This is a genomic window from Exiguobacterium algae, from assembly GCF_018617875.1.
Classification (GTDB): Bacteria; Bacillota; Bacilli; order Exiguobacteriales; family Exiguobacteriaceae; genus Exiguobacterium; species Exiguobacterium algae.
In genome coordinates this window covers 259,538-275,438 of sequence record NZ_JACSKZ010000002.1, presented here as the reverse complement: position 1 = coordinate 275,438, position 15,901 = coordinate 259,538, and the positions used below count along the sequence as shown (strand labels likewise).

At 51.1% G+C, this 15,901-nt stretch carries 13 protein-coding genes; all 13 read left to right on the top strand.

The genetic code is table 11. From position 1 onward, the window contains the following. The first annotated feature begins 40 nt into the window (after positions 1-40). The 13 genes from ileS to pyrE all read left to right on the top strand — a co-directional run bounded on the left by ileS (position 41) and on the right by pyrE (position 15,816). The gene (gene ileS / locus KNP03_RS06585; RefSeq protein ID WP_214827075.1) at positions 41-2,767 is read left to right on the top strand and encodes an isoleucine--tRNA ligase; all 2,727 of its coding nucleotides are present in this window, start codon (positions 41-43) and stop codon (positions 2,765-2,767) included. Positions 2,768-2,825: 58 nt separating this feature from the next. Then, on the top strand, positions 2,826-3,299 hold the full coding sequence (lspA, locus tag KNP03_RS06580; protein WP_214827072.1) for a signal peptidase II: 474 nt from the start codon (positions 2,826-2,828) through the stop codon (positions 3,297-3,299). Next, positions 3,299-4,210, top strand: a complete 912-nt coding sequence (locus KNP03_RS06575; RefSeq protein WP_214827070.1) for an RluA family pseudouridine synthase — start codon at positions 3,299-3,301, stop codon at positions 4,208-4,210. Before lspA ends, KNP03_RS06575 begins: the two co-directional genes overlap by 1 nt. 202 nt (positions 4,211-4,412) lie before the next feature. Further along, positions 4,413-4,946 carry a bifunctional pyr operon transcriptional regulator/uracil phosphoribosyltransferase PyrR gene (gene pyrR / locus KNP03_RS06570; protein ID WP_214827068.1) on the top strand — a complete coding sequence of 178 codons (534 nt, stop codon included), beginning with the start codon at positions 4,413-4,415 and terminating at the stop codon, positions 4,944-4,946. 49 nt (positions 4,947-4,995) lie between these two features. Further along, positions 4,996-6,297 carry a uracil-xanthine permease family protein gene (locus KNP03_RS06565; RefSeq protein ID WP_214827061.1) on the top strand — a complete coding sequence of 434 codons (1,302 nt, stop codon included), beginning with the start codon at positions 4,996-4,998 and terminating at the stop codon, positions 6,295-6,297. 131 nt (positions 6,298-6,428) lie between these two features. Beyond that, positions 6,429-7,346: an aspartate carbamoyltransferase catalytic subunit gene (locus KNP03_RS06560; RefSeq protein ID WP_214827059.1), complete on the top strand. Its 918-nt coding sequence runs from the start codon at positions 6,429-6,431 to the stop codon at positions 7,344-7,346. Then, positions 7,343-8,623 carry a dihydroorotase gene (locus KNP03_RS06555; RefSeq protein ID WP_214827057.1) on the top strand — a complete coding sequence of 427 codons (1,281 nt, stop codon included), beginning with the start codon at positions 7,343-7,345 and terminating at the stop codon, positions 8,621-8,623. Before KNP03_RS06560 ends, KNP03_RS06555 begins: the two co-directional genes overlap by 4 nt. Continuing rightward, entirely contained in the window at positions 8,601-9,683 is a 1,083-nt protein-coding gene (locus KNP03_RS06550; RefSeq protein ID WP_214827055.1) for a carbamoyl phosphate synthase small subunit, read from the top strand. The genes KNP03_RS06555 and KNP03_RS06550 overlap by 23 nt, the downstream gene beginning before the upstream one ends. A 1-nt stretch (position 9,684) precedes the next feature. After that, positions 9,685-12,888, top strand: coding sequence for a carbamoyl-phosphate synthase large subunit (gene carB, locus KNP03_RS06545; protein ID WP_214827053.1), 3,204 nt, complete (start codon positions 9,685-9,687; stop codon positions 12,886-12,888). Further along, positions 12,885-13,604 (top strand): dihydroorotate dehydrogenase electron transfer subunit, encoded by a 720-nt coding sequence (locus tag KNP03_RS06540; RefSeq protein ID WP_214827048.1) that lies wholly within the window; start codon positions 12,885-12,887, stop codon positions 13,602-13,604. Before carB ends, KNP03_RS06540 begins: the two co-directional genes overlap by 4 nt. Beyond that, positions 13,601-14,527 carry a dihydroorotate dehydrogenase gene (locus KNP03_RS06535; RefSeq protein WP_214827043.1) on the top strand — a complete coding sequence of 309 codons (927 nt, stop codon included), beginning with the start codon at positions 13,601-13,603 and terminating at the stop codon, positions 14,525-14,527. Before KNP03_RS06540 ends, KNP03_RS06535 begins: the two co-directional genes overlap by 4 nt. Then, positions 14,502-15,206, top strand: coding sequence for an orotidine-5'-phosphate decarboxylase (pyrF, locus tag KNP03_RS06530; RefSeq protein WP_214827041.1), 705 nt, complete (start codon positions 14,502-14,504; stop codon positions 15,204-15,206). Before KNP03_RS06535 ends, pyrF begins: the two co-directional genes overlap by 26 nt. Next, positions 15,190-15,816 carry an orotate phosphoribosyltransferase gene (gene pyrE / locus KNP03_RS06525; protein ID WP_214827040.1) on the top strand — a complete coding sequence of 209 codons (627 nt, stop codon included), beginning with the start codon at positions 15,190-15,192 and terminating at the stop codon, positions 15,814-15,816. The genes pyrF and pyrE overlap by 17 nt, the downstream gene beginning before the upstream one ends. The last annotated feature ends 85 nt before the right edge of the window (positions 15,817-15,901 follow it).

Genomic DNA, 15,901 nt, shown 5'->3' with positions numbered 1-15,901 from the left:
GGTTTTTTTGTTTTCTAAAAAAGTTGATGGAGGAGTTTCGATGAACTACAAAGACACGTTATTGATGCCAAAAACGGAATTTGCGATGCGTGGGAATTTACCAAAACGCGAACCGGCAATGCAAGAAGAATGGGAGAAGATGGACTTATACAACCGGGTCCAAGAAAAAAATGCGGGGAAACCACAATATATCCTTCATGACGGTCCCCCGTATGCGAATGGCGACATCCATATGGGCCATGCGATGAACAAAGTGTTGAAAGACATCATCGTCCGTTTCAAGTCGATGAATGGCTACCAATCTCCGATGATTCCGGGATGGGACACACACGGTCTTCCAATCGAAAACGCCCTTCAAAAAGCTGGCGTGAATCGTAAAGAGATGACGGTCGCTGAATTCCGTCAAAAATGTGCGGAATACGCGATGGAACAGGTGAATTCGCAGCGTGAACAATTCAAACGTCTCGGTCTCATGGCCGACTTTGAGAATCCATATATCACGCTCCAACCTGAGTACGAAGCGGCACAGATCCGTCTATTTGGAACGATGGCTGAAAAAGGGTACATCTACAAAGGGAAAAAACCGGTCTACTGGTCACCGTCTTCTGAATCAGCCCTTGCTGAGGCGGAGATCGAGTACTACGATAAAAAATCACCTGCCATCTACGTGGCATTTAAAGTCGTTGATGGAAAAGACGTCTTGTCTTCAACTGACCATTTCGTCATCTGGACGACGACGCCATGGACCATCCCGGCCAACCTTGGGATCGCAGTCAGCGATGAGTTGACATATACACGAATCGAGCACGACGGCAAGGGCTACATCGTCGCAGAGACGCTCGTCGAGGAAGTGACGACTGCACTCGGATGGACAGATTATTCAGTGAGCGGCTCATGGAACGGACGCGAGTTCGAATACATGACGGCGCAGCACCCACTCTATGACCGGACGTCGCTCGTTATGCTCGGAGACCATGTCACTGCCGATGCGACAGGTCTTGTTCATACGGCTCCAGGACACGGGGAAGATGACTATCGAGTCGGACAAGTGTACGGTCTCGACGTCCTTTGCCCGGTCGATGACCGTGGATATATGACAGATGAGGCACCAGGATTTGAAGGTCTCTTCTATGAGGATGCCAATAAACAAATCGGGATGAAGCTCGAGGAGAACGGCTACCTGCTCAACTTGAAATTCATCAAACACTCGTACCCGCATGACTGGCGTACGAAGAAACCGGTTATCTTCCGTGCGACACCACAATGGTTCGCCTCAATCAAAGATTTCCGTGAGGATATGCTCCGTGAGATCGAAGAAGTGAACTGGGTCCCTGAATGGGGGATGACACGTCTTTATAACATGGTCCGTGACCGTGGGGACTGGGTCATCAGCCGTCAGCGTGCATGGGGTGTTCCAATCCCGATCTTCTATGCAGAAGATGGAACGGAAATCATCACGAACGAAACAATCGACCACATCGCGAACTTATTCCGTGAGCACGGATCGAACGTGTGGTACGAATGGGATGCAAAAGACCTTCTCCCAGAAGGATTTACGCACCCGAACAGCCCGAACGGGGAGTTCCGTAAAGAACTCGATATCATGGATGTATGGTTTGACTCAGGTTCGTCACACGCCGGCGTATTGGAAGAGCGTGAATACCTCCGCCGTCCGGCTGACCTTTACCTTGAAGGATCGGACCAATACCGTGGTTGGTTCAACTCGTCACTCTCGACAGCTGTTGCCACGACAGGCAAAGCGCCTTACCGGAACGTATTGAGCCACGGCTTCGTACTCGACGGCGACGGCCGCAAAATGTCGAAATCATTGGGGAATACGATTGCACCAAATGACCTTGTGAAGCAATACGGTGCTGAAATCGTTCGTCTATGGGTCGCATCTGTCGACTATCAATCAGACGTTCGGGCATCCCACGATAACTTCAAACAAGTGTCAGAAGTGTACCGTAAAATCCGAAACACAATCCGTTTCTTGCTCGGTAACTTGAGTGGGTTCGACCCGTCGATGCGCGTCGCACTTCAAGATATGCCAGAGGCGGACCGTTTCATGGCGACGAAATTGAAACAGCTTCAGGCAAAAGTCGTCAAAGCGTATGACACATTCGACTTTATGGCGGTTTACCATATCGTCCATAACTTCTGTGTCAACGAACTTTCGTCATTCTATCTCGATTTCACAAAGGATATCCTTTATATCGAGCGTGAGGATGATCTCCGTCGTCGTGCCGTTCAAACGGTGATGTACGATGCGGTCGTCACGTTGACGAAACTTCTCGCGCCAATCCTTCCACACACTGCGGATGAGGCGTGGCAAGAAGTACCGGCGAAAACAGAAGACAGCATCTTCTTGACAGACCTTGAGGAAGTCGAAGCATTGACAGAGGACGAACAGGCTCTCCTTGAAAAATGGTCGAAATTCCTTGTCTTCCGTGACGATGTCTTAAAAGCCATCGAAGTGGCACGTGGAGAGAAATTAATCGGGAAACCGCTGGAAGCGAAGCTCGTTCTCGCTCCTAAAGGCGAGACAGCAGCGTTGCTCGAGACGATTGACCACGTGAGTCAGCTCCTTCAAGTGTCGCAACTTGAATACGCAGACACGGCTGATGTGGATTATGCAACTGCCAAAATTACTGTATCGAAAGCAGACGGGGAAGCTTGTGCCCGCTGTTGGACATACTCAACCGAGCTTGGACAAAACGAAGAACATCCAGAGCTTTGCCCACGCTGTGCATCAGTAATCGGTTAAGTCGGACCGGAGTGGCGTCGTTCACTCCGGTTTCTTAACGACTTGAAAGGAGAAGCGAATGAAACGTTACTATGGATTAGCACTTTTCCTCATCCTGATTGATCAATTGACAAAATGGATCGTCGTTCAGACGATGACGATTGCTCAATCGATTGAAGTGATTCCCGGATGGCTCTATTGGACATCTTATCGGAATAAAGGGGCCGCATGGGGAATGTTAGAAGGACAGATGTACTTTTTCTTTGCCATCACCTTACTCGTCATCATCGGGTTGATTTATTTCTTGCATAAAGAAGTGAACGGCTACCGTTTACTTGGTTACAGTGTAGGATTATTGCTCGCAGGAGCCATCGGAAACTTTATTGACCGCCTGTTCCGCGGGGAAGTCGTTGATTTTATCGACACTTACCCGTTCGGCTATAATTTCCCGATCTTTAACGTGGCGGATATGGCTCTGACATTCGGGGTGATCTTTATGATCATCGCCGTGCTATTTGAAGAAAAATTACACAAAGAAAGGGGACAATCGTAATGGAAACCTATACTTTTGTCGCCGATGAAAAGGCAAGGATCGATAAATGGGTAAGTGAGCAAGGCGAATGGTCACGCTCACAAGTTCAGGAATGGATCAAGGCGGGCGACCTGCTCGTCAATGGAAGTAGCGTAAAACCAAACTATAAACTCCAGGTCGGTGACGAAATCGAACTGAACGTCCCGGAAGCAGTCGAACTCGAAGTGCTGCCGGAAGAGATTCCGCTCGATATCGTGTATGAGGACGAAGATGTGATTGTCGTCAACAAACCTCGTGGAATGGTTGTCCATCCTGCGGCAGGACACACATCCGGTACGCTCGTGAATGCCTTGCTCGGACATTGTGATGACCTCTCTGGGATCAATGGTGTCAAGCGCCCTGGAATCGTGCACCGGATCGATAAGGACACGACGGGACTACTCATGGTGGCAAAAAATGATTTGGCACATGAGTCGCTTGCAAGCCAATTGAAAGACAAGACGATCAAGCGCGAATATACGGCACTCGTTCATGGCGAACTCGTTCATGAGCTCGGAACAATCGAAGCACCGATTGGCAGAGATACGAATGACCGTCAACGTATGACCGTGACGGATAAAAATGCGAAAGAGGCAGTGACGCACTTCCGCATTCTCGAGCGGTATAAAGATTTCACGCTCGTCGAGTGTAAGCTCGAGACAGGACGTACCCACCAAATTCGTGTGCACATGCGTTACATCGGCCATCCACTTGCAGGAGACCCGAAGTACGGCCCACGCCGGACGATTGATTTAGGAGGGCAAGCCCTTCATGCAGCAACGCTCGGTTTTACCCACCCGCGCACGAAAGAGTGGTTAGAATTCGAGGCACCGCTTCCGGAAGACTTTAAAGCAGAGCTTGCGAAGTTGGATAAAATCGAGAAAACTCGTTGACATTCCTTCGATTCCGTTTTATAGTCTAGAAAGCAAAACACCTTTAAACCCAGTCCAGAGAGGCTGTGAAAGGATTGTGACTGCGGTCACGAACAAGTCGCTCATACAATGGCAGAAGACTGCCGTTTTTTATGAAGACTCCCTTTCCAGCAGGATGAGGGAGTCTTCTTTTTTGTAAATAAAAATCGAGAGGAGGAGAAACGTGAAAAAATCTGTTATTTTGGATGAATCAGCGATTCGGCGTGCGTTGACACGAATTGCCCATGAGATCATTGAGCGTAACAAAGGAATCGATGACGTCGTCTTGGTCGGCATCAAGACAAGAGGCGAGACACTCGCTGACCGACTCGCTCGTAGAATCGAAGAGATTGAAGGGAAGCCGGTCGCCTTAGGGAATCTCGACATCACGATGTACCGAGATGACCTTTCTAAGAAATCACTTGACCCGGAAGTGAAAGGGACTGAACTGCCACACGACATTAACGGGAAGACAGTCGTCCTGATAGACGACGTCCTCTACACGGGTCGCACGGTCCGTGCCGCGATGGACGCACTCGTCGATCACGGTCGACCGGATTATATCCAACTTGCGGTCTTGATCGACCGTGGACATCGGGAACTGCCGATTCGGCCTGACTTTATCGGTAAGAACGTCCCGACCTCCAAGTCAGAACAAGTCGTCGTCCGACTCAGTGAAGTCGACACGGCAGATGAAGTAACCATTAATCAGCAATAATCCAAAACCTTTAAGGTGGTCCAGAGAGGCCAGGAAGGAGAAATTCAATATGAAACAACCTGTTCTAAACATCCACGAGCGTCCAGCTCATTTCCCACAATGGCTTTTATTCAGCCTTCAACACGTCTTCGCCATGTTCGGAGCGACGATTTTAGTGCCGATTTTAACGGGATTGAACACATCCGTCGCACTCGTCGCCTCCGGGGTGGCCACGCTCTCATTCTTAGCCATCACCCGCTTCAAAGTCCCAACATACCTCGGCTCAAGTTTCGCATATATCGCTCCAATCATTGCGGTCAGTCAGCAATGGGGAGTCGAAGCCGCCCTCTTTGGCGGAATCGTCGCCGGTTCGGTGTACGGGGTCGTTTCCCTGATCATCTATAAAACAGGCGTCAACTGGTTATTGCGTTTACTTCCGCCAATCGTTGTCGGTCCGGTCATCATGGTCATCGGATTGTCGCTTGCACCGGTTGCAATCGATATGTCAATGAATAAAGACGGTGCCTATAACGGGACGTACATCACGATCGCATTACTTACGCTCGGTATCACGATGCTCGCTATGACGAAACTAAAAGGGGTTTGGGGCGCGGTCCCAATCTTGTTCGGAATCGTCGGAGGATATGCGGTTGCCGCCATGTTCGGTATCATTGACTACTCGGCCATCAGTCAAGCGAGCCTGTTCCAGCTTCCAGACTTCACCATGGTGTTCGTCGACTACATGCCGATGTGGCAAGCCGGTGCGCTTCTTGCCATCGTTCCGGTTGCGCTCGTCACGATGACCGAGCATATCGGTGACCAGATGGTGACATCAAAAATCATCGGTCGTGAAACGATGAAAGACCCAGGCCTTCACCGTACACTTCTCGGAGATGGCGTCGGAAAAGCGGTGGCCTCGGCACTCGGTGGTCCGCCATGTACGACATACGGTGAAAACAACGGGGTCATGGCAATCACACGAGTATACAGCGTCTACGTCATCGCCGGTGCGGCACTCATGGCGATCAGCTTCGGCTTCCTCGGTCATATCGAAGCATTCATCTCGACGATCCCGAACCCGGTCAAAGGCGGTATCTCGATTCTCTTGTTCGGTGTCATCGCTTCGAACGGATTACGAACAATGGTAGAAAGCAAAGTCGACTTGGCCGAAAAGCGCAACTTGATCATCTCATCTGTCATCCTCGTCATCGGACTCGGTGGTGCGATGGTTCAAATCGGTAGCTTCCCGATTCAAGGAATGGCACTCGCGACAGTCGTCGGGATCTTGCTCAACGCGATCTTGCCGAAAGAAGAAGTGGAAACAGTGGTTGAAGCGAAAACTGAAAATACGAAACAAGCAAGTAACTTTTAAATCGATCCCGTGAGGTCGGCAAAGTGAAGGCTCGTTTATTTGGGTGTGGTTTGCCCGAATGAAGGCGTCCCTTCACGACAGGTGAAGAGGCGCCTTTTCTCTTTGCCTTTACAACAAAGGAGGAGACGAACATGAATACTACCCAATCCAAGTCCGTACAAGAAACGAAGCATTTTGTGAGCTTAGAATCACTCTCGCTTGAAGAAATCATGGGCATGATTGAAGAATCCTTGCGCTATAAGCAAGGGGATTTGCCGCCCCTCTTTAACGGAAAGACCGTGGCAAACCTGTTCTTTGAAAACTCGACACGGACAAAAAATTCTTTTCAGATGGCGGAGCGTCACTTGAGCATCCAGGAGATTCCATTCGATGTGACGACTTCATCGGTCACAAAAGGTGAAACGCTCTACGATACGTGCAAAACACTTGAGGCAATCGGTGTAAACGCCCTCGTCATCCGCCATCCGGAAGCGGGATACTACCATGAACTCGTTGAGAAGTTGAACATCCCTGTATTAAACGGCGGAGACGGGAGCGGCGAACATCCGTCTCAGTCCCTGCTCGATCTTGTCACCATCTTTGAGGAGTTCAAGACGTTTCAAGGATTGAACGTTGCCATCTGCGGTGACCTCGTCCATAGCCGCGTGGCCCGTTCAAACGCAAGCGTATTAAAACGTCTCGGCGCCAATGTGGTCGGCTGCAGTCCGGAATCTTGGTGGGATGACTCGATGGGATTGGAACGAAAAGAATTGGATGACGTCCTCGCGACGTGTGACGTCATCATGTTACTGCGCGTCCAGCACGAGCGGCATATTATGGGCGACATCTTTTCAAAAGAAGAATATCACGAGCGATACGGATTGACGGTTGAACGGGTTGCAAAAATGAAAGACGGGGCGATCATCATGCACCCCGCTCCGGTAAACCGGGATGTCGAAATTGCGGGGTGTTTGATCGAGCATGACAAATCACGCATCTTTCCGCAGATGACGAACGGGGTATACGCGCGGATGGCCATTTTAAATCGAGCACTAGGGGGACAATCATGATACTTCAACACGCGACGTGGTATGACGGGGAAACAAAACGGACAGGTAACATTCTCATTCAAGACGGCTTCATTCAATCGCTTGATTACAAAGGAGATCAGGGCGGGCACGAGGTCATTGATGCGGCGAATTATCTCGTCGCACCGGGGCTCGTTGACGTACATGTTCATTTACGAGAACCTGGCGGTGAAGCGAAAGAAACGATTCAATCCGGGACAAAAGCGGCTGCTGCTGGCGGGTTTACAACCGTTTGTGCGATGCCGAATACGAGACCTGTACCGGATGACCGAAAGACGATGGATGATTTGTTATCACGAATCGACCAGGATGCACGTGTACGGGTTCTCCCGTATGCGGCAATTACGAAACGTCAACTCGGGCAGGAACAGGTGGACATGGCATCCTTGTCTGATGCGTTCGCTTTCACGGATGATGGCGTCGGCGTGCAGTCAGCTGCGATGATGCGTGCAGCGATGAGAGAAGCCAAAAGGCTGAACAAGGCGGTGGTCGCACATTGTGAAGATAATACGTTAAAAGCAGGCTCCGTGCACGAAGGGAAATTCAGTGCAGCGCATGGGATCCAAGGGATTCCTAGTTTGGCCGAAAGTATTCATATCGCAAGAGACGTCTTGATCGCAGAAGAGACAGGTTGCCATTATCATGTGTGTCACGTCTCATCCAGACAGTCGGTACGGGTCATCCGCGATGCGAAACGGGCAGGAATTCATGTGACGGCCGAAGTGACGCCGCACCATCTCGTCTTGAGCGAGGATGATATTCCTGGACTCGATGCGAACTTCAAAATGAATCCGCCGCTACGAAGTGAAGACGACCGGCAGGCATTGATTGAAGGACTATTCGATGGGACGATCGATTTGATCGCCACCGACCATGCTCCACATACAGCCGAGGAAAAGGCGCAGGGGATGGAACGGGCACCATTTGGCATCACAGGATTTGAGACAGCATTTCCCCTCCTTTATACACGGTTTGTCAAAACACGGATGATGAAAGAAAACGAGTTGATCGAGTGGATGACGAAACGGCCATGTGACGTGTTCGACTTGCCTTACGGGGTGATTGAAGAGAATGCGGCGGCCGACTTGGTGTTGATCGATACAGAGACAGAACGATTGGTCGATCCGGTTACGTTTTACTCGAAAGGAAAAAACACGCCGTTTGCTGGTGAGACACTGGTCGGATGGCCAGTGATGACGATTGTCGGGGGAAAAATCGTATATAAGGGGAGATTCGATGAAACGAACATTATGGCTTGAGGACGGGGCATCATTTGTTGGAAAAGGATTCGGTGCAATGGCAGACACGATGGGGGAAGTCGTTTTCCAAACCGGGATGACCGGCTACCAGGAGATCTTATCGGATCCTTCTTACTGTGACCAAATGATTGTCCTCACAAATCCGTTGATTGGAAACTACGGCATTAACCGCGAAGATTTTGAAACGACGGTACCTGTTGCGAAAGCATTGATCGTGAAGGAAGCATGCGACACGCCGTCAAACTTCAGATCAACGGCGACACTTGGAAAGACGCTCGAACGATTTGGAATCCCGGGACTGTCTGATATCGATACGCGCATGTTGACACGTCATTTACGAGCTCAAGGTGTCATGCGAGGCGTCATGGTTGATGGTGAATCGACGTGGGAGGACGTATCGGCGCGATTCCTCGCTTCGTCACCCGTCGATCAAGTAGAGCGTGTCTCGACAAAACGGACGTATGTAAGTACAGGGAAGGGTCCGCGGATCGCATTGATCGATTTTGGGGCGAAGCTCGGCATCATGCGTGAACTCATGAAACGGGACTGTGAGGTCGTCGTGTTCCCGCATAATGTGACAGCAGAGGACGTTTTGCGTTACGAACCGGACGGCGTCATGCTGTCAAACGGACCCGGAGACCCGAAAGACGTCCCGACCGCTCTGCCACTCATTAAGACACTCATGCCAAACCTGCCGATGTTCGGCATTTGCCTCGGCCATCAACTCATTGCCTTGGCAAGCGGGGCGAATACGTTTAAACTTCCGTTCGGACACCGTGGGGCCAACCATCCGGTGCTCGAGCTTGACACAGGGGCCGTGACAATCACGTCACAAAACCACGGATACGCAGTAGATGAGGTCACGCTTCCATCCACCTCGCTCGTCGTGACACATCGTGCGGTAAACGATGGAACGATTGAAGGACTCAAGCACCTCCATTATCCGACGTTCTCTGTTCAATATCACCCGGAAGCCGCACCCGGACCGTTTGATGCGAATGATTTGTTTGACCGCTTCATGCAACTCGTACAAGAAAACAAACAGAAAGTGGGAATTTGACATGCCAAAACGTCCAGATATTCAAAAAATCCTTGTGATCGGATCCGGTCCAATCGTCATCGGACAAGCAGCAGAGTTTGATTACGCTGGAACTCAGGCATGTCTCGCCTTGAAAGAAGAAGGCTATGAAGTGATTCTCGTCAACTCGAACCCGGCGACCATCATGACTGACCCGACGACGGCGGACCGTGTCTATATCGAACCGTTAGAACCAGAATTTGTCGAGCGGATCATTCGTCAGGAACGGCCCGATGCGCTTCTCGCAACACTTGGGGGACAGACAGGGTTGAACCTGGCTGTAGAGCTTGAGCAGCGCGGCGTCTTACGGGATTGTGGTGTGGAACTGCTCGGTACGAAGTTGACCGCAATCGAACAAGCGGAGGACCGCGAGCAATTTCGGAACTTGATGTTTGAACTCGGGCATGGCGTACCTGAAAGTGAAATTGTCCACTCACTCGATGAAGCATGGGGATTTGCCGAGCGTATCGGGTATCCGATCATCATTCGTCCGGCGTATACACTTGGGGGGACCGGGGGAGGGATTGCCCACGACCGGGAATCATTTGAACGAATCGTCGAGTCCGGATTGAAAGCGAGCCCGGTCACACAAGTGTTACTCGAAAAATCAATTGCCGGCATGAAAGAAGTCGAATTTGAGGTGATGCGCGACTCGAGTGACCAGGCCATCATCGTTTGTGCGATGGAAAACTTTGACCCTGTCGGCGTACATACGGGTGATTCGATTGTATTCGCCCCGACGCAGACACTTTCAGACCGTGACTATCAAATGCTTCGAAGCGTCTCACTCGATATCATCCGTGCGCTTGGGATTGAAGGGGGATGTAACATCCAGTTCGCCCTCGATCCAAACAGTTTCACGTATTATGTCATCGAAGTGAATCCGCGCGTATCAAGAAGTTCTGCCCTCGCCTCGAAAGCGACAGGATATCCGATCGCGAAACTCGCTGCAAAAGTCGCGGTCGGCTACAAGCTCTCAGAACTTAAAAACCCGGTCACGGAAACAAGCTACGCATCATTCGAACCGGCACTCGACTATGTGGTCGCCAAAATCCCGAGGTTCGCTTTCGATAAATTTGAGTCCGCGGATCGCCGCTTAGGCACACAAATGAAAGCGACGGGTGAAGTCATGGCCATCGGTCGAAACTTAGAAGAAGCGTTATTGAAGGCCGTCCGTTCCCTTGAACTTGGGGTAGACGAACTGTACGTGCCGCAACTAGCCACATTGTCGAAAGATGCGCTCGACCAAGCGCTACACACACCGACGGATGAGCGATTGTTCATGATTTATGAGGCGTTGCGTCGAGGCTATTCGACTGAAGACCTTCATCGGTTGACCCAGATTGACCGCTTCTACTTGCATAAACTCGAACGGATCTGGGAAGCGGAACAGGCCCTTCTCCGAGAAGACATGACGGCAGACCGCTTGCTTGAAGTGAAACGGATCGGGTTCAGTGATGCTTCTATCGCCCGTATCAAACAGACCGATGTGGATTCAATCCAAGCGTTACGCACGGACTGGGGGATCAAGCCGGTTTACAAGATGGTCGACACGTGTGCGGCCGAGTTCGCATCGGAGACACCGTATTTTTACGGAACGTATGAAGTGGAGAACGAAGCGGTGAAGACCGACCGACCGTCGATTCTTGTCCTCGGGTCAGGACCAATCCGAATTGGTCAAGGTGTCGAGTTTGATTATGCGACCGTTCACTCGATTCAAACGATTCGAGATGCAGGTTATGAAGCCATCATCATCAACAACAACCCGGAGACGGTCTCGACGGACTTCTCCATCTCGGATCGTCTCTATTTCGAACCGCTCACAACGGAAGATGTCCTTGAAGTCATTCGGAATGAACAACCGCTTGGTGTTATCGTCCAGTTCGGTGGACAAACCGCCATCAACCTGGCGGCTTCCCTTGAAGCGAACGGGGTGAAGATTCTCGGGACGACGCTTGAGGATATCGACCGCGCCGAAGACCGGAAAGCGTTCGAAGCGACGCTTACAGCTGAACGACTGGCGCAACCACCGGGCAAAACTGCGACCAACGTCGAAGAGGCCGTCGCTTGCGCGAATGAACTTGGCTATCCGGTACTCGTCCGACCATCATATGTCCTCGGGGGACGGGCGATGGAAATCGTCTATGAACAAACAGAGCTCGAACGGTATATGCGTCATGCGGTCGTCGCCTCGAAAGATCGACCGGTACTCATCGACCGGTACCTGACAGGGATTGAAATCGAGGTTGATGCGATTTGTGACGGGACAGACGTCTATATCCCGGGCATCATGGAACATATCGAACGTGCCGGCGTTCACTCGGGCGACTCCATCGCGGTCTATCCTCCCCAACGCTTGAGTGCTGAACTGAAACAAAAAGTCATGGATTATACAATCAAGTTGGCCAAAGCATTTAACATTAGAGGCCTGTTAAATATCCAGTTTGTGTATGCGGACGATTTATATGTGATTGAAGTCAACCCGCGCGCGAGCCGTACGGTACCTTTCATCTCAAAAGTGACCGGACTTCCAGTCGCCCGAATCGCCACACAGACGATTCTAGGTACAACACTGAAAGAGCTTGGACTCGGGACCGGCATTCATCCGGAAGCGGAGAGCATTTCTGTCAAAGTACCGGTGTTCTCGTTTGCGAAGTTAAAAGAAGTCGATCCATCGCTTGGACCGGAGATGAAATCGACCGGAGAAGTCATGGCAACGGATCGAACGTTAGAAAAAGCACTGTATAAAGGTCTTGTCGCAGCCGGTATGAAAATCGCATTAAAAGGAAATGTGCTCATGACAATCGCTGACCATGATAAAGAAGAGGCACTTGCCTTGGCAAAACGTTTCGATGAGCTCGGGTTCCGCCTTATGGCAACGAGTGGTACGGCCGATCGCCTTGAGGCAGAGCAGATGCGCGTCCGCCGCGTCGGGAAGATTCAGGAATCGGGTGAGACGATGCTCAGTGTCATCGAACGGGGAGATGTTGACTTGATCATCAACACGACGAGTCGTGACGCGCTCGTCACAAAAGACGGCTTCCTAATTCGAAGAACAGCTGCCGAACAAGGGACACTTTGTCTGACGTCACTTGATACGGTTGAGGCTCTCTTAAAGGTCATCGAAAGTCTGTCGTTCCAAACTGTCAGGATTCCGGCTTTTACACAATTCGGGGTGACGGTATGAGACGTGACGTAACCATCATCAGCAACCAACAAATCGCCAAAGCGACGATGGAGATGAAAGTCCGTTGTCCCGGGGTCACAGTCGCCCCGGGGACGTTCTTTCACATTAAAACGTCAGGCTTGTTACGGCGACCGCTCTCGGTCGCGAATGTAGAAGGAGACATCGTTACATTCCTGTATAAAGTGGTCGGGGAAGGGACAACCGAGTTAGCCGGAAAACGAATCGGGGATGTGTTAGACGTCCTCGGTCCACTCGGGAACGGGTTTCCGCTCGAACAATATGGCAAACGTGTCGTATTGGTCGGTGGCGGGATCGGTGTACCCCCGCTTTACTATGTGAGGCGAAAACTACAGGCGATGGGGATTGAAACGGTTGCCATTCTCGGGTTTGATTCTAAAGACAGTGTGTTTTATGAGCAGGCGTTCCGTGAACTTGGGGAGACCATCATCACGACGGTGGATGGGAGTCACGGGGAACGAGGATTCGTAACGGGACCGCTTGCGCGAGTCGAAGCGGACGTTTTGTTCAGTTGTGGTCCGGAGGCGATGTTGAAGGCAGTGGCAACCTCATCAATCCCGGAACGATATTTGTCGATTGAAAATCGGATGGGGTGCGGGATCGGGGCATGCTTCGCCTGTGTCTGCCAAGCACCGGACGGGTATGTGAAAGTTTGTATTGACGGTCCCGTCTTTAAAGCGGAAGAGGTGTTGTTATGAGGATGAATGTTGATTTGCCAGGTCTTCGACTAAAGAATCCAATCATCCCGGCTTCCGGGTGTTTCGGGTTTGGAGAGGAGTTTGCCAAGCTGTACGACTTGTCCATCCTAGGCGGGATCATGATCAAGGCAGCGACCGGCGAGGCACGATTTGGGAACCAGACACCCCGGGTAGCGGAGACGGCACAAGGCATGTTGAATGCGATCGGACTTCAAAATCCGGGGGTAGAAACGATCATTGCCGAGAAATTACCTTTTCTGTCCACATTTGATACAGAAATCATCGCGAACGTGGCCGGGTCGACTCCGGAAGAATATATCGAGGTCACAAGACAACTGAGCGCCGACCCAACCGTAAAGGCGATTGAGTTAAATATTTCGTGCCCGAATGTAAAGTGTGGGGGTATGCAGTTCGGAACGGACCCTGTGATGGCAGCAGAACTCACGCGACGTGTGAAAGCAGCGTCATCGAAACCGGTATATGTCAAACTCTCTCCGAATGTCACATCGATTGTGGAGATGGCAAAAGCCGTGGAGGCAGCGGGTGCTGACGGTTTGACGATGATCAATACGCTCGTCGGGATGCGAATTGATGTGCAGACCGGAAAACCGATCTTGGCGAATCGAATCGGCGGATTATCAGGTCCAGCCATTAAACCGGTGGCGGTCCGGATGGTATATGAAGTCGCACAAGCGGTCGATATCCCAATCATCGGCATGGGCGGAGTTCGGACGGTCGACGACGTGCTCGAATTCATCTATGCGGGAGCGTCCGCCGTTGCGGTCGGCACCGCAAACTTTGAAAATCCATACGTTTGTCAAGAAATCATCGAGGCATTACCGGCACGACTCGATTCACTTGGAATCGATCATATACTGGACGTGAGGGGGAAAGCATATGCACAACTTGTATCTCGCCCTTGACGTGGAGACATGCGATGAGGCATTTCATTTATTAAAACCGTTCCCGGGGCGACCTGCTGTCAAAGTGGGGATGGAACTGTTTTATCGGGAAGGTGGACGCTTTGTTGAAGAGTTGGTCGACCTCGGGTATCCGGTCTTTCTCGATGTGAAAGTACATGATATTCCAGAGACGGCACGTCGCACGATGCGTCAAATCGGAAAGCTTGGGGTCGCGATGACGAACGTGCATACGCTAGGCGGTGAAAAGATGATGCGCTACGCGTTGGATGGGCTTCGCCAAGAAAATGACACGACCCGTTTGATTGGTGTCACCCAATTGACGTCTACGGATGAACAGATGATGCAGACGGAGCTCGGGATTCCGGGTCGCCTCGACCAAGCCGTCATTCGTCAGGCATCGCTCGCCAAACAGGCGGGACTTGACGGTGTCGTCGCATCTGTTCAGGAAGCGAAGATGATTCATCAGGAACTCGGTGACATGTTTATGACGGTCACACCTGGGATTCGACTCGGTCAAACAGATGACGACCAAGTACGTGTGGCGACGCCGCGTGAAGCGAGACTAGCCGGTGTCCATGCAATCGTCGTCGGTCGCCCGATCACACGCGCAAATGATTCGGTGGCCATGTATGAACAATTTATGATGGAATGGGGACAATCATATGAAACAAATCGCTGAAGCCTTATTACAAATCAAAGCCGTCACATTATCACCGACGGAGCCATATACATGGTCGAGCGGGTTGAGAAGCCCAATCTATTGTGACAACCGATTGACGCTCAGTTATCCCGACATCCGTAACATGATCATCGATGGATTGGTGGACGCACTCGGGTCAACAGAAGTCGATGTCATCGCGGGAACGGCCACAGCCGGTATCCCACACGGAGTTTTACTTGCCGACCGTCTCGGCCTTCCATTCATTTACGTCCGTTCGAGTGCGAAAGGTCATGGGAAAGGGAATCAAATCGAGGGGAAACTCGACAGCAGAGCACGCGTACTTGTCATCGAGGATTTGTTGTCGACGGGTATGTCGAGTATCGATGCAGCCCATGCCATTCGTGAAGCGGGTGGTGAGGTAATCGGCATTCAAGCCATCTTCTCTTACGGATTGCCGATTTTAGAGAAGAATTTAGCGAATGCAAATCTCAGTGCTACTTCATTGACGACATTCCCTGAATTGGTCGAGGTTGCGGAATCGACAGGGAACTTAAACGAATCAGAGATTCACTCTCTTCGCGAGTGGCAACAAGACCCTCGCGCCTGGAGCGACCTCGTCACATCTTAAGAATCCACCTTCGGGCGGATTCTTTTTCATGTGGTACCATGTGATACTGAACATGGTAAAATAGGAGAAGCAAGTCTAGAAGGAG